This is a genomic window from Bradyrhizobium sp. (genome assembly GCF_035701725.1).
Classification (GTDB): Bacteria; Pseudomonadota; Alphaproteobacteria; order Rhizobiales; family Xanthobacteraceae; genus Bradyrhizobium.
In genome coordinates this window covers 1-20,780 of sequence record NZ_DASSRP010000093.1, presented here as the reverse complement: position 1 = coordinate 20,780, position 20,780 = coordinate 1, and the positions used below count along the sequence as shown (strand labels likewise).

At 62.3% G+C, this 20,780-nt stretch carries 14 protein-coding genes and 1 pseudogene; 3 read left to right on the top strand and 12 right to left on the bottom strand.

The genetic code is table 11. The features are described 5' to 3' along the window. The first annotated feature begins 39 nt into the window (after nt 1-39). Together VFL62_RS04880 and VFL62_RS04875 are read left to right on the top strand one after the other, a co-directional pair. The gene (locus tag VFL62_RS04880; protein WP_325171244.1) at nt 40-1,236 is read left to right on the top strand and encodes an acetyl-CoA C-acyltransferase; all 1,197 of its coding nucleotides are present in this window, start codon (nt 40-42) and stop codon (nt 1,234-1,236) included. A 99-nt stretch (nt 1,237-1,335) separates the two neighbouring features. Next, nucleotides 1,336-2,634 carry an MFS transporter gene (locus tag VFL62_RS04875; RefSeq protein WP_325171243.1) on the top strand — a complete coding sequence of 433 codons (1,299 nt, stop codon included), beginning with the start codon at nt 1,336-1,338 and terminating at the stop codon, nt 2,632-2,634. Nucleotides 2,635-2,720: 86 nt separating this feature from the next. On the opposite strand, the gene VFL62_RS04870 is transcribed toward VFL62_RS04875, so the two are convergent. The 6 genes and pseudogenes from VFL62_RS04870 to VFL62_RS04845 all read right to left on the bottom strand — a co-directional run bounded on the left by VFL62_RS04870 (nt 2,721) and on the right by VFL62_RS04845 (nt 11,151). Further along, complete coding sequence (locus VFL62_RS04870) at nt 2,721-4,280, bottom strand: acyl-CoA carboxylase subunit beta (RefSeq protein ID WP_325171242.1); 1,560 nt, start codon at nt 4,278-4,280, stop codon at nt 2,721-2,723. Further along, nucleotides 4,207-5,118, bottom strand: a pseudogene (locus VFL62_RS04865) (IclR family transcriptional regulator). The gene VFL62_RS04870 and the pseudogene VFL62_RS04865 overlap by 74 nt, the downstream one beginning before the upstream one ends. A 230-nt stretch (nt 5,119-5,348) precedes the next feature. Continuing rightward, on the bottom strand, nt 5,349-5,873 hold the full coding sequence (locus VFL62_RS04860) for a carboxymuconolactone decarboxylase family protein (RefSeq protein ID WP_325171241.1): 525 nt from the start codon (nt 5,871-5,873) through the stop codon (nt 5,349-5,351). Between the two features lie 752 nt (nt 5,874-6,625). Then, the gene (locus VFL62_RS04855) at nt 6,626-8,722 is read right to left on the bottom strand and encodes an acetate--CoA ligase family protein (protein ID WP_325171240.1); all 2,097 of its coding nucleotides are present in this window, start codon (nt 8,720-8,722) and stop codon (nt 6,626-6,628) included. Between the two features lie 46 nt (nt 8,723-8,768). Next, the gene (locus VFL62_RS04850) at nt 8,769-9,935 is read right to left on the bottom strand and encodes an acyl-CoA dehydrogenase family protein (protein ID WP_325171239.1); all 1,167 of its coding nucleotides are present in this window, start codon (nt 9,933-9,935) and stop codon (nt 8,769-8,771) included. Between the two features lie 4 nt (nt 9,936-9,939). Next, nucleotides 9,940-11,151: a CoA transferase gene (locus VFL62_RS04845; RefSeq protein ID WP_325171238.1), complete on the bottom strand. Its 1,212-nt coding sequence runs from the start codon at nt 11,149-11,151 to the stop codon at nt 9,940-9,942. Nucleotides 11,152-11,828: 677 nt separating this feature from the next. On the opposite strand from VFL62_RS04845, the gene VFL62_RS04840 reads away from it, so the two are divergent. Then, entirely contained in the window at nt 11,829-13,976 is a 2,148-nt protein-coding gene (locus VFL62_RS04840) for a hypothetical protein (RefSeq protein ID WP_325171237.1), read from the top strand. A 56-nt stretch (nt 13,977-14,032) separates the two neighbouring features. Here the strand turns inward: VFL62_RS04840 and VFL62_RS04835 are convergent, their stop codons facing one another. From VFL62_RS04835 to VFL62_RS04810, 6 genes are all read right to left on the bottom strand, one after another. After that, the gene (locus tag VFL62_RS04835) at nt 14,033-15,562 is read right to left on the bottom strand and encodes a class I adenylate-forming enzyme family protein (protein ID WP_325171236.1); all 1,530 of its coding nucleotides are present in this window, start codon (nt 15,560-15,562) and stop codon (nt 14,033-14,035) included. A 15-nt stretch (nt 15,563-15,577) separates the two neighbouring features. Further along, a complete protein-coding gene (locus VFL62_RS04830) occupies nt 15,578-16,747 on the bottom strand; it encodes an acetyl-CoA acetyltransferase (RefSeq protein ID WP_325171235.1) in 1,170 nt (389 codons plus the stop codon). A gap of 26 nt (nt 16,748-16,773) precedes the next feature. Continuing rightward, entirely contained in the window at nt 16,774-17,760 is a 987-nt protein-coding gene (gene denD / locus VFL62_RS04825; RefSeq protein ID WP_325171234.1) for a D-erythronate dehydrogenase, read from the bottom strand. Nucleotides 17,761-17,820: 60 nt separating this feature from the next. Further along, the gene (locus tag VFL62_RS04820; RefSeq protein ID WP_325171233.1) at nt 17,821-18,741 is read right to left on the bottom strand and encodes a carbohydrate ABC transporter permease; all 921 of its coding nucleotides are present in this window, start codon (nt 18,739-18,741) and stop codon (nt 17,821-17,823) included. Beyond that, the gene (locus VFL62_RS04815) at nt 18,734-19,693 is read right to left on the bottom strand and encodes a sugar ABC transporter permease (RefSeq protein ID WP_325171232.1); all 960 of its coding nucleotides are present in this window, start codon (nt 19,691-19,693) and stop codon (nt 18,734-18,736) included. Before VFL62_RS04815 ends, VFL62_RS04820 begins: the two co-directional genes overlap by 8 nt. Nucleotides 19,694-19,784: 91 nt before the next feature. Beyond that, the coding region (locus VFL62_RS04810; RefSeq protein ID WP_325171231.1) for an ABC transporter substrate-binding protein at nt 19,785-20,780 on the bottom strand (996 nt) is incomplete at its 5' end.

The window sequence follows — 20,780 nt, the reverse complement described above, 5'->3', positions numbered from 1 at the left end:
GGCGCTGACCCAGTCAGCTTGCCCTTGATGGAGGCTTTCATGGCCGCGACTTCCGATCCCGTCGTCATTGTGTCCGCCGCCCGCACCCCGCTGGGGCGTTTCATGGGCGAGTTGTCGCCATTTTCCGCCCACCAGCTCGGCTCGCATGTCATCGCCGCTTCGCTTGAACGCGCAAAGCTTTCGCCTGATCGCATTGACGAAGTTTTCATGGGATGCGTGCTGCCCGCCGGCCAGGGCCAGGCCCCGGCAAGACAGGCCGCGCGTGGCGCCGGGCTGCCGGACGCAACCGGCGCCACCACCATCAACAAGGTTTGTGGCTCCGGCATGAAAGCAACCATGCTGGCCCATGACATCATCAACGCCGGCTCGGCAAGCATTGTCGTGTCCGGCGGCATGGAGAGCATGAGCAATGCACCCTATCTGCTGGCGAAAGCGCGCGGGGGCTATCGCGTCGGCCATGACCGCATCATCGACCACATGCTGCTCGACGGTCTCGAGGACGCCTATGAGGCCGGCCGTTCGATGGGCGATTTCGGCGAAGCCACGGCCGAAGCCTATCAATTCACGCGGCAAGACCAGGATGCTTACGCGATGGAAACGCTCAGCCGTGCCCGCAAGGCCGTCGAAGGCGGCGCGTTCAAGGCCGAAATCGTTCCCCTGACCGTCAAGGAGAAAGCCGGTCCGCGCAACGTCGGCAATGACGAAATTCCGATGAAGGTGGACCCTGCGAAAATCCCGGGATTGAAGCCGGCCTTTCGTCCAACCGGCACGATTACGCCGGCGGCGTCCTCCGCCAATGCCGACGGCGCCGCCGCGCTGGTGCTCGCCAAGCGATCGCTCGCCGACCGCGAGGGCCTTCCGGCACTCGCCGCGATCAGGGCTCACGCCACCCATAGCCAGGAACCGCAGTGGTTCACGACGGCGCCTATCCCGGCGATCCGCAAGGTGCTGGACAAAGCGGGCTGGAGCGTCGGCGATGTCGACCTGTTCGAGATCAACGAAGCCTTTGCGGTGGTGGCGATGGCCGCGCAGCGCGACCTCGGAATTCCCCGTGACAAACTGAACATCAATGGCGGCGCCTGTGCGCTGGGCCATCCCATTGGCGCGACCGGCGCCCGTCTGATCGTCACGCTGCTGCACGCGCTCGAGGCCCGCGGCCTCAAACGCGGCGTGGCGGCACTTTGTATCGGTGGCGGCGAGGCCACCGCGGTCGCCGTCGAGCGTCTGCTCCACTGATTTTCGTCAAGATTTCGTACTATATTTGGTCTGGTGATGATCGCGCCTCCTTGAGGCGCGACCATACAGGCTCCCTCCAGTTTCGAACAGGTAAGCGCCGTGATCTCCAACTGGCTGTCCTCTGCACTTTCCCGCCACAACGTTCACTATGGCTGGGTGATGGTCGGCGTCACCTTCTTCACCGCGCTGGTCACGGCTGGTGCGGTCGGCGCGCCCGGCGTCTTCATCGTGCCGTTGCAGAAAGAGTTCGGCTGGAGCACGGCCGAGATTTCCTCCGCGCTCTCGATCCGCTTCATCCTGTTCGGGCTGATGGCGCCGTTCGCTGCCGCCTTGATGAATCGCTATGGCCTGCGCAACGTTACGCTGTCGGCGCTTGTGGTCGTGGCTTCAGCCCTGATGGCTTCGCTCGCCATGACCAAAGTCTGGCATCTGCTGCTGCTTTGGGGCGTCGTGATCGGCATCGGCACCGGCATGACCGCACTGGTGCTGGGCGCCACCGTCGCCGCACGCTGGTTCAATGCGCGTCGCGGCCTTGCGGTCGGAATTCTCACCGCCAGCGTCGCCACCGGGCAACTGGTGTTCCTGCCGATGCTGGCCAGCGTCACCGAACATATGGGCTGGCGCGTCGCGCTCTCGATCGTCTGCATCATGCTGGGCATGGCTGCGTTCGCCGTCTTGATGCTAATGCGCGATCGGCCGAGCGATGTCGGCCTGCGTCCGTTCGGCGATCGGGGCACCGAGCCGTTGCCAGCGCCAGCGCCGACCAACGCGCCGATCATGGCGGCAGCGCTGGGCACGCTGCGCGATGCGGCGCAGACCCGCGCGTTCTGGATCTTGTTCGCCACCTTCTTCATCTGCGGCGCCTCGACCAACGGTCTGGTCCAGGTCCACCTGATCCCGATGTGCCTCGATTTCGGCATTCCACAGGTGCAGGCCGCAAGCCTGCTCGCCGCCATGGGTGTCTTCGATTTCTTCGGCACCATCATGTCCGGCTGGCTGTCGGACCGCTATGACAATCGCTGGCTTCTGTTCTGGTATTACGGCCTGCGCGGGCTGTCGCTGCTGATGTTGCCGTTCACCGATTTCTCGTTCTACGGCCTGTCGCTGTTTGCGATGTTCTACGGCCTGGACTGGATCGCCACCGTTCCGCCGACGGTACGGCTGACGGCGCAGCGGTTTGGCGCCGAGCGGGCCAATCTGGTGTTCGGCTGGATTTTCGCCGGCCACCAGATCGGCGCGGCCTTTGCCGCATTCGGCGCCGGACTGTCGCGCACAGTGCTGGCAACCTACCTGCCGGCTTTCTTCTTCGCCGGTGCGCTGTGCGTGGTGGCAGCGGTGATCGTGCTGTTGATCACGCGCGCGCCAAAGCCGCTGGCCGCAAAGGCCATTACAGCCTGACACGCAGCCTCGTCATCCCGACTTGGCTTATCGTTTGCGCATGATCTTGTGGGAAAACCGCGTCACACTTTTCCGGATCATGCGGCTCACGGCCTGATCGCCATATTCGTCGCCGGGCCTGTCTTCCGCAACGGCTCGGCGAGGCGCGCGAACTCGCAGAGCAGCGAACGGGTCCTGCGCGGATCGATGATCTCCTCGACCCAGAACTTCTCGGCGGTGCGAAAAGGCGAGCGCAGCCGGTTGAGCCGATTCTCGATTTCCTCCAGCTTGGCTTGCGGATCCTCGGCCGCATCGATGTCGGCGCGATAGGCCGCCTCGATTCCGCCTTCGAGCGGCAGCGAACCCCAATAGGCCGACGGCCAGGCATAGCGCATCGAGAACCGTCCCGCGGGCTGGTGCACGACGCCGGCAACCCCAAAGGAGTTGCGCACGATCACGGTGCACCAGGGGACCGTGGTCTGGTTGACCGCGGCCATCGCGCGCACACCGTGACGGATGGTGCCGGCTCTCTCAGCCTCGAGGCCGATCATGAAGCCCGGGCAATCCATCAGATAGACAACTGGCAGATGAAAGGTCTCGGCAAAATCGACCCAGCGGACGATCTTTTGGCACGCATCCGCGGTCCACGATCCACCGACATGGAAGGGATCGCTCGCCAGAATCAGCACGGCCCGCCCCTCGAGGCGGGCCAGTCCCGTGATCACCGGCCGGCCGAAATTCGCCGTCACCTCGAAGAAGGAATTCTTGTCGACGACGGCGTTGATGATGGGCCGCATCTTGTAGACTTGGCGGCGGTCGCGCGGCACCGCCGTCAGCAGGGATTCCTCGGTCCGCTCGGGATCGTCGGTGCATGTCAGCGTCGGCGGCAATTCGTAGACCGATTGAGGCAAGTACGACAGGAAGCGCCGCGCATGGGCAAACGCCTCCTCCTCGGTCTCGACCGCCTGATCGATGCTGCCGGCGCGGGTCTGGATATCGGCGCCGCCAAGCTCCTGCTTGCCGAGGTCCTGCCCCAGCCGTTTCACCACGGGAGGTCCGGCGACGAACATCGCCGAGTTTTTCGTCATCACCGAGTAATGGCTGGCGGCGAGCCGCGCGGCGCCAAGGCCCGCAACCGAGCCGAGTCCAAGTCCGATCACCGGCACATGGGCCAGATTTCCGGTCGTATATTCGTACCAGCGCGTGCCCCCGATGCCGCCGGGCAGATTGGCCGCGCCTTTGGTCTCGATGGTCTTCACCGAGCCGCCGCCGCCCGAGCCTTCGATCAGTCGGATGATCGGCAGCCGAAAATCATGCGCCATTTCCTCGGCCATCAACGGCTTGGCCGAGATCGAAGCATCCGCCGAACCGCCGCGGACCGTGAAGTCATCGCCGACCACGACCACGGTGCGGCCGTCGACCTTGCCGCGGCCAAAGACGCAGTTGGCCGGTGTTACGTTCTTCAGTTCGCCCTTGTCGTCATATTCGGCGGTGCCCGACACCGCACCGATCTCGTGGAAACTGTCGCGATCGAGCAGGCGATCGATGCGCTCGCGAACGGTCAGCCGGCCCTGCTCGCGCTGGCGTTTGACCTTATCGGCGCCGCCCATCTGGCGGGCAAAGGCTTCGCGCCGGGCCAGTTCCTCGAGCTCCGGCTTCCAGGTCATCGCGATCTCCGACAGGCTAAATCCGCTCCGCCAGCATAGCCCGAATGGAGGAGCCTAGTTCCAGAATTTTGGGCGCTACATCCCGGTGCAGCCGCATCTCGTCATAGATACTGGACAACAGGCCGATCGTGACGACCACAAAGGTCTGGTATTGCGGCGACCACAGCGGCACGGCGAGCCCGTTGATGTGTGGACTCCACAGCCCACAGACGGTGACATAGCCGCGTTCCCGCAGCGAATGACGATCGGCGTCAAGGCGCGGCCGCAGCAGCTTGGCACTTTCCGGAATTTCACGCTCCATGTCCGCCAGCAGGGATTCCGCGGCCTCCGGCGCCAGCGCGGCGGCATAGGCATGGCCGGCCGCGGTGCTCGCAATCGCAATACGCGTGCCCGACGTCGACGACAGGCCGATCGCATTCGCCGCGCGGCCGACCTCGAGATAGACGAGATGGAAGCGATCCGGGATCACGAAGCCGACCGTGCCCGGCAGCTCTTCGGCGACTTCCTGCAGGCGCATGCGGATCAGATGGCGTAGTTGCAGACCGCGCATCATCGACGTGCTCATCGCCACGGCGCTCGGCCCGATCCGGTATTTCTGATCGCGCGGCAGATAAACCAGTTGTCCCATCCGCGTCAGCGTGTGGGTCAGCCGCGACACGGTCGAGCGCGGCAGGCCGCAGCGGCTCGAGATTTCCAGATTTCCAAGCCGCGCTTCGTGCCCTTCGAAGCAACGCAGAATATCGAAGGCTCGCGATACCACTTGAATGACATCGCCTTCGCCGGCAGCTTCATGCGCAAGCGCTCCCTGCCTGCTCAGCCGCTCCGAGCGTCGCCCCATCGCGTCTCTCCCCGCATTCCGCACAGCGGAACCAAATTCCACTTTATTGAAGACACGCTAGCCCAGGGAATTTGAGGCGACAACTGCAGCTCAGCAACACCGCTCTGCTTAAAAACGCGCAGGTGGTTCGCATAGCGAAACTTGGAACTAGTGGCGGCGCGCCGTGATCAGAGCCATCAACTGGCGCTTCGAATTCCCATCATGGCCACGCAGCCGCAATGGTGCACGTCTCACACCACCTGTTCGACCGGCTGCATGTCGATGTCGAAGGTTTCGAGAAACTTCGATGTCATGATGTAGAAGCCGACGGCGAGCTGCAACTCGACCAGCGCAGCCGGCGTGAGCTTCGCAGCGATCGCGGAGAACGTCGCGTCACTCGGACGGCGCAGGCGGATAATCTCGTCCGTGAAAGCGAGCGCCGCGCGCTGGGTCTCGTTGAAGCAGGTTGCAGCCTCCCAGTTCTCCAACGCCTCGTTCTGCTCGTCCGTGACGCCGACATTCTTGCCAATGCGCTTGTGCGCAACGATTTCATACGGCGCCTCGCACAGGATTCCGGTTCGCGTGATCGCCAGTTCGCGCACGATGGGATCGAGTTCGCCGCGGTGGCGGATCGCTCCGCCCAGCCGGCAGTACTGCTCGAAGTAGCTCGGCGAATGCGCCATCATGCGAAAGATATTGGCGTTGCGGTTCTTGCCGAGAATTTCCTTGGTGCGTTCGTTCGATCTCGACGTATCGCAATATTCGATGCGTGCCATGGTTCACCTTGGGGTTTGCTTTTGAGCGTCTTTTTGAATGACGGATTTCACAAAAGCGTACGGCCGGTGTCTTGCAACCGCAACAAGCTAATGTGGCGATACCGACCTCCGCTGCGGATACGCATGTTCAAAACCGGGACACCAGCTCGCAAAATTCCTCAGCTTCCGCATAAACCCGCTACAGGCGGGCCAAATTGCCGCCTCATTGCTAAACGACTTTACACTCGTCGATGTTCGCTGAGTGGGGACTCAATCAAAGCGAATACTCGTCGTGGGGTGTTCCGAGTAAATTCAGTCGGTCGTCGGGCCTTTCAGGCTCCGATGAAACGCGCCCATATCGGGTCACCTGGTGCGGCGAATTTGAAATTCCTATCTGTGTTGCAGCAGGTTCGTTACAGGAACTTCAAATTCAAAGCCGCACTAGAAAGCAACAAGTTACTAGAGCTCCTTTGATTCCGAAGTTCGCATCAGAGGTTGCTTCGATATCGTGCGAACTTCGGCATCGGAGCTCTAGCCCGAGTCTAGGGAGAACGGCATGAAGGACGCCACCAAAAGGGCGACCTCGGAGGCACTCGCGCAAATGATGGCAGTGACGGCCATGCTCGTCATCGCCAGCGTTGTCCTCTACGTGCGGTGATCACCACCGCAAAAGCGCGCGGGGTTAAGCGAACGCGACGAAGCGATCCGGGGCACTGGTTCGGCGTAGCCTTTTGGGGGATTGCTTCGTTGCGTTCGCGACCACCGTTTGGCAACTATCCCTGAAAGACTACCGCATCCACGACCACGCAGCCCTTGCCGGCACTGTCGAGCAGCACGGGATTGAGATCGAGGCTGACGACCCTGGCCGTGGGATCGAGCATCAAATCGCCGATTTGCATCACCGCGTCGCACAGCGCTTCGAGATCCATCGGCGGCTCGCCACGCACGCCCGCGAATAACGGCGCGATCTTCAGCTTGTGCAGCGCCGCTTTGGCGTCGTCTTTCGAGAAAGGCGGCAACAGCAGCGCGGTATCGCGGAAAATCTCGACATATTTGCCGCCATCGCCGACCGCGACCACCGGACCAAAGACGGGATCGCGGTGCGCGCCGATCATGATTTCGCGGCGGCCGCCTGCCATTGCCGCGACGATGACGCCGTCGAAACGCGAACCATGCTTGCGGATGATCGCTTCCATCTGCGCCCAGACCTCACCGGCCTCCTCGCGGCTTGAAATGCCGAGCCTGACCAGCCCAAGCTCGGACTTGTGCGCGATGTCGGCCGAGCAGCCCTTGACCACGACCGGACCGCCGATCGATTCGAACGCCGCAATCGCTTCGGCGCGGGACCGGCAGAGCCGGTGCGCCACCACGGGAACGCCGCGTTCGGCCAACAACGCCAGGCTATCCGCTTCGTTGAGCATCGTGGTCGATGCTGCGGGCACCCATGGCGCGCGCGCCGCTGGTGTCTGCGCCTGGCGCGCCTTGATCCGCGCCATCAGCTCGCGATGCGCCAGAAACTGATGCAGCGCGGTCACGGCTTCGGTCTCGGTCGGAAAAACGCTCGAGCCTTCGGCCGCGAACTGATCGGCAACGCTCTTCTGGGTTGCGGCTATCACGAGCGGCTTGCCGGTCTGTTTGCCAAAGGCGGCGGCGTCGCTGGCAAACGCCTCCACGTCGTAGCCCGGCCCCGCCACGGGCACGCCGATCAGGAACGCATCGGCGGCGGGATCTTCGGCAATGACGGGAAGAATGTCGCCGAACAGGCGGCTGTTCGAGAGCAGCGCGGCAGTCAGATCGATCGGATTGGTGGTGGTGGCAAAGCTCGGCAGGATGCCCTTGAGCTTCTTGTCGGTCTCGGCGGAGAGTTTCGCCATCGGCATGCCGACGCTCGTCGCCGCATCCGCCGTCATCACGCAGACCGCGCCGGAATTGGAAATCGCAACCAGCCGCCTTCCCTTTGGCTTCCAGCCCTTCAGGTAAAGTTCGGTGGCTTCCACCAAGCCCCGCATGTCCGGCGCGCGCCAGATGCCATGTTGCTCGAAGAAGGCATCGACGACGCGGTCTTCATTGGCTAGCGCCCCGGTATGCGATTGCGCCGCCTGGCGCCCGGCTTCGGAGCGGCCCGACTTCAAGGCGATGATCGGCAGATCGCGCTGCAAGGCCAGCGAGGCAAGTTCCTCCAGGTAGGACTTGTCGGGGATGCTTTCGAGGTAGAGCAACAGCAGCTTGACTTCGGGGTCCTCGGCGACCGCAACCGCAAGCTCGCCGACCGTGATGTCGGCATCGTTGCCGGTGGCATGGGTGTGACGCACGCCGATGCCGCGCTGGCGCAGGAATCCGACCGGGACCGAGGAGAGCGCGCCGCTCTGGCTCAGCATCGCGACATGGCCCTGCCCTTCGGAGGGCTCCATCTCCATGAACATGGTGGAGAAGCTTGCAATCGTGCCGGTGCCGAAATTGGCGAGCCCTTGCGAATTCGGCCCGACGATGCGCATGCCGGCCTTGTGCGCGGCCTCGACCATCCGCCGCTCTTTGGCCTTGCCCGCGACCGCATCGACTTCGCCGAAGCCGGACGCCATCACGACGGCGACCTTGACGCCGCGCGCCGCGCATTCTTCGACCGCGCCAATGGCGTTATCGCCCGCGACCGCGACAATCGTCATCTCCGGCGCCTCGGGAAGATCGGCGAGACTCTTGTAGCACTTGTGGCCCTGAACCTCGGGCCGCGACGGATTGATCGGGAAGATTTTGCCCTTGAAACCGAACTTGTCGAGGTAATGCACTGGCCGGCCGCCGACCTTGTTGGGATTTTCCGAGGCACCGATGATGGCGACGGAGCGCGGGTCGAGCGCGGCCTTGAGACGGGTCATGATTAATCCTTAGCGTGCAAGTGTCTTTCCAGGGGAGATAGCCGCCTCAATATGATTTCGGCAAGCCCAACACCTTTTCGGCGATGAAACTGAGAATGAGCTGCGGGCTGATCGGGGCGATGCGCGGAATCAGCGATTCCCGCAAGTAGCGTTCGACGTGAAACTCCTTGGCGTAGCCGAAGCCGCCATGAGTCATCACCGCCTGTTCGCAAGCGTGAAACCCGGCTTCTCCGGCGAGATATTTCGCGGCATTGGCAGCCGGCCCGCACGGCTCGTTTTGATCGTATTGCCAGGCGGCCTTCATCGTCATCAGCCAGGCCGCCTCCAGTTCCATCCAGTTCTGCGCCAACGGATGCTGGATCGCCTGGTTCTTGCCGATCGGACGATTGAAGACGTTGCGTTCCTTCGCATAGGCTGCGGCGCGCGACAATGCGAGCTGACCGAGTCCGACGGCCTCCGCCGCAATCAGGATCCGTTCCGGATTCATCCCGTGCAGGATGTATTCGAAACCGCGCCCCTCCTCGCCAAGGCGGTCGGCCACGGGAATTTCGAAATCCGTGATGAAGAGTTCGTTGGAATCGACCGCCTTGCGGCCCATCTTTTCGATCTCGCGCGCCGAAATGCGGCTGCGATCGAAATCGGTATAGAACAGGCTGAGACCGTGGGTCGGGCTTTTGACCTCCTCGAGCGGCGTGGTGCGCGCAAGCAGAAGGATCTTCTCGGCAACCTGTGCAGTCGAAATCCAGACCTTCTGGCCGTTGACGATGTATTTGTCGCCCGAACGCACCGCGCGGGTCTTGAGCTGCGTGGTGTTGAGGCCGGTATTCGGTTCGGTAACGGCGAAACAGGAACGCTGCGTGCCATCGGCGATCGGCGGCAGCATCCTCTGGCACTGCTCCTTGGTGCCGAACACGACAACCGGGTTGAGCCCGAACACGTTCATATGGACCGCAGAGGCTCCGGACATGCCGGCGCCGGACCTTGCGATCGTATGCATCATGATCGCGGCATCCATAATGCCAAGACCGGAGCCGCCATATTCTTCCGGAATACAGATGCCGAGCCAGCCGGCATCGGCCAGCGCGCGGTGGAAATCCGCAGGATATCCGCCTTCCTTGTCCTTCTTCAGCCAGTAGGCGTCGTCAAAGCGCGCGCAGATCTTAGCAACGGCATCGCGGATCGATTCCTGATGGGCGGTCAGCGCGAAATCCATGGCCTTACCCCATAACCCGGTCGTGCACGGCGGGCGTTGCGCCCTCGCGCACCAGCGCCGCGATTTCTTCCTCCGAAAATCCGGCCTCCCGCAGCACCTCGCTGCCATGCTCGTTGAGCCGCGGCGCCAGGCGTGAAGGCTCGCACGGGGTTTCCGACCACCGCGCCGACGGCTTCATGCTGCGAATTTTGCCCTCGCTGGGATGATCGACCACCGGAAAGAAGCCAGTCGCGACCAGATGCGGGTCCTGCAGGATGCTTTCGAGGTCATGCATCGGCATCACCGGGATGTCAGCCCGCGTCAGCAGCTCGGTCCATTCGGCCGTGGTCCTGGTTTCGAAGATGCGCGCGAGTTCCGCATAGACGGTATCGATATTGGTGGACCGGCCGGCAAAAGTCGAAAACACGGGATCAGCGCGCAGGTCGTCGCGGCCGGTGGCCTCAAAGAAGCTCGCCCACTGCTTGTCGTTATAGACGATGACGCAGATATGGCCGTCGGCGGTCTTGTAAGGGCGACGGTCGCGTGACAGATGCCGCGCATAGCCGCCTTTATCGAGCGGCGGCTCGTAGGTGAGACCGCCCATGTGATCGCCCATGACGAAACTCGCCATGGTCTCGAACATCGGAACATCCAGACGTTGCCCCTGTCCGGTGCGGTCGCGATGCACGAGGCTGGCGCAAATCGCGCCGACCGCCGTGAGACCAACGATTCGGTCGACCAGCGCATTCGGAACATAGCGCGGCACGCCATCGCCGGTCTGCGCCATCAGCGCCGGCAAGGCGGTCGCGCCCTGGATCAGGTCGTCATAGGCAGGCTTGGTCGCGTAGGGTCCGTCCTGACCGAAACCGAACACGCCGGCATAGATCAGCCGTGGATTGACCTGCGAGACGACGTCGTAACCGAGCTGCAGGCGCGCCATCGCCTGCGGACGCACGTTATAGATCAGGACATCGGCAGTCTTGAGCAGCCGCAGCACCGCCTGACGGCCGCCCGGCTTCTTCAGATCGAGTGCGATCGAGCGTTTGCTGCGGTTGGTGTTGAGGAAAACCGGTCCCATACCGCTATGCCGCGACGGGCCGATCAGCCGCGTCACATCGCCTTCAAGACTTTCAACCTTGATGACGTCGGCGCCATAGTCGCCGAGCATCTGGGCGGCATAGGGGCCCATCAGCACGGTCGTCATATCGATGACCTTGACGCCTTTCAGCGGCCCCATGGCTAGTGCCCTCTTTCCGAAGTTCGTGTCCCACCTCAGCGCCCGCCTTTCACGACCTTCGGAAAGTAAGGGCACTTGCAAACTCTTCGATTCCACTGCCGCTTTTCTATTTGAAGTTCCTGCGTCGGATTCGCCGCGTGGGGGACAGGAACTTCAAACAGAGGCGGCACTGCCGTTTTCTCCGAAAAACAAGCGACTTGCGTTTGTTGCAGCCAAATAACGACAGGCTATCCGCAAGATCAAGGCTTGCGGCCGTATAGGCGCATGCGTTAGCGGGCCTAACCGGATTGAAATTCCTCGGAATTCTTGCGGGCAGCGCAACATGTCGGCAGCCGCCGGACGCGCTGCAGGTCCGTCCGCGAATCACCGCGTCACTGGCGCACCGAGAAAGGGAAAACGAGTGGCAATTGACTGTTGTCATTGCACGTCAGCTCGCCCGCGAAATTTCCGAGCGCCGGCGCGCTGACAAACAAGAGCGCTCCGGCGTTCGAATGAGCGCAGCGCTCAGGCGCTTGAAACTGTTTTCGAAAATCGAAGCCCGCCTGAGTTGCGTCACGACGGCATTCATATTGGTGACTCGCAATCGTCATTGGCGCGTCAAGTCACCGAAACATGTCGCAACATAATGTGCGCCGCCGTCGGACTCACCTTTCACACGCCGACGTCGGGAGAAAAGAATGGATAGATTGAAAGCCTGGTTGAGGGGAACCTCGATTTCAGCACTGATCGCAACCGCCGCGGTTGCATTCGCTCCGAGTTCCGCGCAGGCCGACCAGCACGCACCGGTCCAGGCCTCCTGCCATTTCCAGTCGGCAGGCAACAAGATCAAGCGTGTTGTTTTTCTGACATTTGATAACGTCCATCTGCGTCGCGACAATCCGAACGTACCGTCGGATCTGGAGCAGATGCCGCATTTGCTCAACTACCTGCAAGACAATGGCACTGTGAGCGGCAATCATTTCACGCCGCTGATCTCCCATACCGCGCAGGACATCGTCACGACGCTGACCGGCCTCTATGGTGACCGGTTCGGCTTCACCGTTGCCAACAGCTACGGCTTCTTCAACGCCAACGGCTCGGTCGGCTTCCAGAGTTCGTTCCTGTACTGGACCGGACTGGCCAAGGACGGCCAGCTGAACCTGATCAATGAGAAGGGCAAGAACGCCCCGGCGCCGTGGGTCCCATTCACCCGGGCCGGCTGTGACGTCGGCGGCTTCTCGACCGCCAATATCGAGTTCGAAAGCATCCCTGCCGATGTCATCACGGTGTTCGGTCCGGGCTCCGACGAGGCCAAGGAAACCGGCGCTGTGGCGACCGCGGACTTCGAGGGCATCGCGATCCACTGTGCACAGGGCCCGAGCTCGGTGTGCAACAAGAATTCCGCCCATGCCAAGCCTGACGTGTTGCCCGACGAGCCGGGCGGCTACATCGGCTTCAATGCGCTGTACGGCAACAAATATGTCGCGCCGGCGATCGTCGGCGGCCCCGCCGTCATGGATCTGGATGGCAAGCCGGTCGCGGATAGCAACGGCAATCCCGGTTTCCCCGGCTTCGACCCGACAGCGTCCCAGTCGCTGGGTTATGTCGCGGCGATGCTGGAAGCGGGCGTTCCCGTCGTCTACTTTTATATTTCCGACGCCCACGACAACGAGCTTGGACCGTCGCTGAGCCCCGCGCACACCTTCGGACCCGGCGAAGCAGCCTACGTCAAGCAGCTTCAGATCTACGACCAGGCGTTTGATAAGTTCTTCAAGCGGCTCGAGGCCGACGGTATCACCAAGGAAAACACGCTGTTCGTCGTCACCGCCGACGAAAACGATCATTTCGTCGGCAGCGCGCCGACCCCGGCGAACTGCGACGGCGTTCACGTGCCCTGCACCTACGCCCATGTCGGCGAGATCGACACGTTGCTCGATCGCGTGTTGCTGACTCAGCGGCAGAACACGACGCCGTTCGCGGTTCACTCCGACGATGCGCCGACGGTTTACATCACCGGCAATCCCGGACCGATGGACACGGTGACGCGCACGCTCGAACATGACCTTGATGCCCTCACCGTCACCAACCCGCTCACCGGCAAGAATGACAAGCTGTCGCAGCTGTTGGCAGACCGGGCGGAAATGAAGCTTCTGCACATGGTCCCGTTCCCGGCGGACCGTGTGCCGACCTTCACCATGTTCGGCAACGACAACTATTTCATCGAGAACTCGAACAGCAAGACCGGCCAAGGCAAGGATTGCTCGCAGCCCCCGGCCTGCGTCAACGAGGAAAGCTCCTTGACGGGTGGCTTTGCCTGGAATCACGGCGATTTCCAAAAGGAGATCACCCGGACCTGGTTCGGCATGGCCGGCCCTGGTGTCGCCAAGCAAGGCCGGTTTGACGGCGTGTTCTCCGATCACGCCGACCTGCGTCCGACCGTCATGGCCCTGCTCGGCCTGAAGGACTCCTACACCCACGACGGCCGCGTGCTGGTCGAAAATCTCGAAACACACTCGCTGCCGGACTCTCTGCGCGACAGCTCGTTCGCCTACACCGCTCTCGCCCAGGCCTACAAGGAGATCAACGCCACCAAGGGACCGCTCGGTGTCAACAGCCTCGTTGCCGCCAATCAGGCCATCACCAGCGACGATGCGACCTATGGCAAGTTCCTGACCAAGATCGGCACGATCACCGACGAGCGCAATGCGCTGGCCGGACAGATGATCGAGCTGCTCAACGGCGCGGCCTTCAAGAACCAGCCGGTCCGTTTCGACGGCACCACGCTGGAGTTGATCATCAAGGCGCAGCTGCTGAACGCCAAGGTTCAGGAACTGGCGGGCAAGTAAGTCGGCCTGCTTCCCGGCACCATCCGAAGCCCGGCGATCGCATCGCCGGGCTTCATTCATTTCCGCAGCATCTGCCGCAATTCAGTCTTCAGCACCTTGCCGTAATTGTTCTTCGGCAGGGCATCGAGATAGACGTAGCGCTTCGGTCTTTTGAAACGCGCGATCGATGCGAGGCAGTGCGCATCGAGCTTGGCGTCATCCGCCGGCGCGCCGTCTTCCAGCACCACACAGGCCACGACGATCTCCCCCCAATCCGGATCGGGCACACCGATCGCGGAGACCTCGCGCACATCGGCGTGCGTCAGCAGCGCCTCCTCGACTTCGCGCGGATAGATATTGGCGCCGCCGGAAATGATCACGTCCTTGGAGCGATCTGAGAGCGTGAGGAAGCCGTCTTCGTCCAGCCGGCCGACGTCGCCGGTGCGCAGCCAGCCGTCCTTGAGCGTCTCCGCATTGGCTTTCGGATTGTTCCAGTAGCCCAGCATCACGGCCGTGCCCTTGGCCTCGACCTCGCCGGTCTCGCCGGCGGGTAACGGACGACCGTCCTTGTCCGTGATGCGGACCGACATCACGCTCTGCGCGGTACCGACCGAGGCGAGGCGTTCGAGATAGCGCGGATGATCGGTCTTCATGTGCCACTCACGGGTCAACGACGTGATGGTCATTGGTGACTCGCCCTGGCCGTAGATCTGAACGAAGCGCTGGCCCATCACCGTGATCGCCTCGCGAATATCGGCCAGATACATCGGCCCGCCGCCATAGATGATGGTGCGGATGCCCTCGCCGTTCTCGCCGCGCCGCTTGGCGGCGTCGACCAGGCGCCGGACCATGGTCGGCGCGCCGAACATCACGACATTTTCAAGATTGCGAGCAAGATTGAGCACCTCGTCCGGATCGAAGCCGCCGGACTCCGGCACCACGTGGCGCCCACCCATGCGGGTGTGCGGGAAGTTATAGAGGCCCGCGCCATGCGAGATCGGCGCAGCGTAAAGCGAGGCGTCCTTCGGCGTTGCCGGATCGACGTCGGTGAGATAGCACATCGAGGCCGCGACCAGATTGCCATGGCTGAGCATGACGCCTTTCGGCCGGCCGGTGGTGCCGGAGGTATAGAACAGCCAGGCGAGGTCATTGACGTCGCGCTCCAGCGGCGCGGCCGTCCCCTCGCCGTCGCGCATGGCGCGATAGGCGTCACTGTCGAGCGACAGCATTTTTATCGAAGGTGGCAGCTCGGCCTTGGCCTCCGTCAAAGCGTCAACCGTATCGTCGGAGAGGAAAACCAGCTTTGCGCCGGCATCGCTGCAAATCCACGCGGCCTCGCGGCCGTGCAGTTTGGCATTGATCGGAATTGCCGCCGCGCCCATCCACCAGATGCCGTAAAGACATTCGAGGTATTGCGTGCAGTTTGAAGCAAACACCGCCACGCGATCGCCCGGCGCGATTGCGAAATCGCGCGACAGGGCCGCACCGATGGCCGAGGCGCGGCGGGCAAAGGTCCGGTAATCTGCGTCGAGATCAAAGCCGGTCAGAAGCGCCGGCGCCTCGGGACGAAGCTTTGCGGTTGAGGCGAGCCATTCGGCGATATTCATCGCAAAATGCCCCGCTTACTTCGCAGGCTCCAGGATCGAGACGTAGTTGGCGACAGCCGCCCCGCCCATGTTGAAGATGCCGCCGAGCGCGGCGTTCGCGAGCTGCATCCCCTCCGGGGCCTGCCCGGCAAGCTGCATCGCCGTCATCACATGCATGGAGACGCCGGTGGCGCCGATCGGGTGGCCCTTGGCCTTCAACCCGCCGGACGGATTGACCGGCAGCTTGCCGTCCTTCTGCGTCCAGCCTTCCTTGATGGCGCGCGCGCCCTGCCCGCGCGGCGTCAGGCCCATCGCCTCATACTCGATCAGTTCGGCGACGGTGAAGCAGTCATGGGTCTCGACAAAGGAGAGATCGGAAAGCGCAACGCCGGCCTTCTCCAGTGCGCGCTGCCACGCCACCGAGCAGCCCTCGAATTGCAGAATGTCGCGCTTGCTCATCGGCAGGAAATCCTGGGCATGCGCAACGCTGCGGAAGTTCACCGCCTTGCCCATCTTCTTGGCCGTTTCGGCATCGGTCAGGACGAGCGCGGCGGCGCCATCGGAAACCAGCGAGCAATCGGTCCGTTTCAACGGCCCGGCGACGTACGGATTTTTTTCGCTCTCGGAGCGGCAGAATTCGAAGCCGAAGTCCTTGCGCATCTGCGCATATGGGTTGGCGACACCGTTCTTGTGGTTTTTCGCCGCGATCATCGCGAGCGCATCGGACTGATCGCCGTATTTCTGGAAATAGCCTTGCGCGATCTTGCCGAACACGCCGGCAAAGCCGCCCGGCGTATCGCCGTCTTCCGGAAGATATGACGCGCGGAGCAGGTTGCGGCCGATCTCGGGACCGGGCGTGCGCGTCATCTGCTCGACGCCGACGACCAGCACGATCCTGGCGGCGCCGGCGGCGATCGCGCGGATACCCTGATGCACGGCTGCAGAACCCGTGGCGCAGGCGTTTTCGACACGGGTGGCCGGCTTGAAGCGTAGATGCGGATCGGCCTGCAGCACCAGCGCCGCGGTGAAATCCTGCGGCGAGAACCCGGCATTGAAATGCCCGAGCACGATTTCATCGACATCGGCGGCGGCAATCCCCGCATCGGCCAATGCCTCATTGGCAACCCTGACCACCAGGCTCTCGACGGTCTCAGTGTCGAATTTGCCAAAGGGCGTGTGCGCCCATCCGACGATGCTGGCTGTCATGGTCGTCCTCCGCAGAATTAGAAAGATCAGGCGGCGAACTTACCACCCAATTCGTCGTCGATGTGAATCCGGATAATATCGTCGAAGGATTTTTCGGCCGTGGTGAAGCCGAGCTCAAGCGACCGCTTGGGGTCGAAATTGCGCGGCCATCCCGCAACGATACCGATGATAAAGGGGTCCGGCTCCCGCTTGATGCGCGCGGCGACCTTCTCGCCCGCTACGCGCTTGAGCGCCGCGATCTGTTCGCCGACCGTGGCCGAAATGCCGGGCATCGTCAGGTTGCGCCGCGGGCCGATTTTGGCGGTATCCATGCTGCCGGCATGGATCAGAAAACCGACTGCCGAGCGCGGCGAGGCATGCCAGTGCCGCACATCCTCAGATACCGGCAGGATCGCTTCCTGGCCCGCGAGCGGCTCCCGCAGGATGCCGGAGAAGAAGCCGGAAGCCGCCTTGTTGGGAAGGCCCGGACGAATGCAGATGGTCGGCAGGCGGATGCCGACGCCGTCCATGAAGCCGCGGCGGGTATAGTCGGCGAGCAAGAGTTCTCCGATCGCCTTCTGGGTGCCGTAGCTCAAGAGCGGCGTGTTGAAGAATTCGTCGCCGATGGCGTCAGGGAATGGCGCGCCGAATACCGCGATCGAGGAGGTGAACACCACGCGCGGCTTGTAGCCGCCGCCAGCGAGACGGATGGCGTCGAACAGCATCCGCGTGCCGTCGAGGTTGATGCGGTAGCCCTTGTCGAAATCGAGCTCCGCCTCCCCCGAGACGATCGCCGCCAGATGAAAGACCACGTCGGGGCGGCCGGCGATCAGCTTTTCAGGTACGCCCGGGAGCGCGAAGTCGCCGGACATGATTTCGACCGGAAAAGAAGCCTTCTCGGGCTGCTTCGCCGCCACCACATCGTGCAGCGTCATTTTGGTGATCTCGTTCTTGCCGAGACGGCCATCGGTGACGAGGCGATCAACCAATTTACGGCCGACCATGCCGGCCGCGCCCAGAACCAGAATATGCAAAACGCACTCCCGTGATTTTCAGAGTGTTATGGAGCGATTATAGGACGAATTACCGAGCCGTCACTCTTTGACGGCGCCTGTCATCGCCGACACGTAGTGCTCGACGAAGAAGGCATAGAGGATCACCAGCGGCAGCGAACCGACCAGGGCGCCCGCCATCAGCGAACCCCATTTATAAATATCGCCGTCGACGAACTCGTTGACGATCGCGACTGGCACCGTCTTGTTTGGCGTCGACTGCAGGAAGGTCAGCGCATAGATGAATTCGTTCCAGCACAGCGTGAACGAGAAGATAAAGGCCGAGATCAGGCCGGGAATGGCGAGCGGCACCACGATGCGGGTCAGGATCTGCCAGCGCGAGGCGCCGTCGATCAGCGCGCATTCCTCGAGCTCAAAGGGGATGGTCTTGAAGTATCCCATCAACAGCCAGGTCGAGAACGGGATCAACAGCGTCGGATAGACCAGGATCAGCGACAGCGGCGAATCGAACAGGCCGTAGGCCTGGATCACCGACGCCAGCGGAATGAACAGGATCGACGGCGGCACCAGATAGGCGAAGAAGATCAAGACGCCGACGGTATCCGCGCCCTTGAAGCGCAGGCGCACGATCGCATAAGCGGCGAGCACGCTTGCGATGATCGACAGCACCGTGGCGCCGACCGCGACATACATCGTGTTCCACAGCCAGCGCGGATATTGCGTCTCGAACAACAGCTTGTTGATGTGCTTGAGCGTCGGATGAACCACCCAGAACGGGTTGTAGGTGTTCATGTCGATGAGCTGCTCGTCGGGTTTGATCGAGGTCAGCACCATCCAGTAGAACGGGAACAAGAGAACGATCAGGATCAGGCCGAGCGGGATATAGAGCGTCACCACGCGCCGCGGCAACGACTCCAGATAGCTCATGCCCTCGCTGTCGTCGGTCGCGCCAGTCGTCACGCCGCCGGCCGGGCCTTTGGTTGGAAGCACGGAATCAGTCATTGCTCGATCCTTGCTGCCACTTGCGACGTTGCATGCCGAACCAGGAAATCGCGATCGCGGCCAGCAGGAACGGGATCATGGCGGTCGCGATCGCCGCGCCCTCCCCGAGCCGTCCGGAGAGGATGCCGCGCTGATAGCTCAAGGTGGCCATCAGGTGCGTGGCGTTCACCGGCCCGCCGCGGGTCAGCGCCCAGATCAGCTGAAAGTCGGTAAAGGTAAACAGCACCGAGAACGTCATCACCACGGCGATGATCGGGGTGAGCAGCGGATAGGTGATATAGCGGAAACGCTGCCAGTTGGTGGCGCCGTCGAGCGTCGCGGCTTCATAGAGCGAGGGCGAAACGGTTTGCAGACCGGCGAGCAGCGTGATCGCCACGAAGGGAACGCCGCGCCAGATATTGGCGAAGATCACGCTAAAGCGTGCCCAGTTGGTGTCGCCGAGAAAATTGATGTTGTGGTCGATCAGACCGAGTTTGATCAGCGACCAGGAGATGATCGAGAACTGGGAATCGTAGATCCACCAGAACGCGATCGCCGAGAGCACCGTGGGCACGATGAAGGGAATCAGGACGATCGAGCGGATCAGCGCCTTGAACGGCATGTTGCGATTCAAGAGCAGCGCGAGGTAGAGACCAATCGCGAATTTGATCGCGCTGGCCACGATCGTATAGAGCAACGTGTTGAACACCGAGAGCCAGAAGATGGCGTCATCCCAAAGCCACTCGTAGTTCTCCAGCCCGACAAAAACGCCGCCGCGACCGATGCGCAGGTCGGTGAAGCTCATCCACACGCCAAGGCCGAGCGGATAGGCCAGGAACAGAATCAGGAACGCGCCCGCCGGCAGCATGAACCACACGGCCATGAAGTTGCGGTTGAACTTCAGCCGCGACCATAGCGACGGGGTTTCGATGCGTGGCGCCTTCACGGGCACAGATGTCTGAAGCGTCGTCATTTCGTTCCAATTCAGTTCCGGGGAAGCTCCGGACCGTCAACAAAGAGCTAAGGCTGGCGCGGCCATATCGCCACGCCAGCCTTTAGATATCCTAGCGGAAGATGCGCTTGGCGGAACGTTCTGCCGTGGACATCGCCGTCTTCACATCCTCGCGACCGGTACAGTAGTTCGCAAACATGTCGACCACGACGAAGTCGGCAATCGCAGCGGCGGCGTTCTCGCCCATCTTGCCGATACCGGCGGGCGTCAGCGAAACCTCGGCGACGTTGCGATACGGCGTATTCTTGGGATCGGCGGTCCAGATCGGGTTCTTGGCGAAGCCCGCCAGGAACGGCGACAGGTAGCCCTGCGCCGCCTCGACCCACGGATTGAACTGTTCCGGCTCCATCATGAACGCCGTGAAGGCCTTGCAGGCCTGCGGGAACTTGGTGAAGTTGAACACCAAGATCGGGAAACCGAGGTTCATTTCCCGGACCTTGCCGTCGACGCCGGCGGGCAGATCGGCATGATTCATATCCTCGGCGATCTGCGGATTTTCCTTCTTCGCCGTGACATAGATCGAGATGCCGTTGACGGTCAGGTAGAGCTGGCCGGCCAGGAAGGCCTTGTTGTTGGAACTGTCGTTCCAGGACGCGGTGCCCGGAATGAAGTTGTCATAGAGGCCCTTGACGTATTCGAGCGCTTTTGCGGTCTCCGGCGAGTTGATGACGACCTTGTTGTTGGCATCGATCAAGTTGCCGCCATGCGCCCACAACGCCCAATGCAGCCAAGTATTGGCGTCGCCCGAGGCGTGGCCGACCGCCATGCCGGCCGGCGTGCCGTTCTTGTTGAGGCCCTTGATCAGGTCGGCAAAGCCGGCGAGGTCTTTCGGGAATTCCTTGTGACCGGCCTTTTCCATGGCCGAGATGCGATAATTGACCAGCGCGCCGGTGGCGGCGACGGGAACGCCGATCCATTTGCCGTCAAGTTTGCCGTAGGCTTCGCCAGCTTTAGACCACCCACCGCCTTTCTTGCCGAGGTAGTCGGCTACGTCGGTCATGTCGACGACTCTGGTCGGAAACAGGAACGGCAGGGAATAGAGACCCCA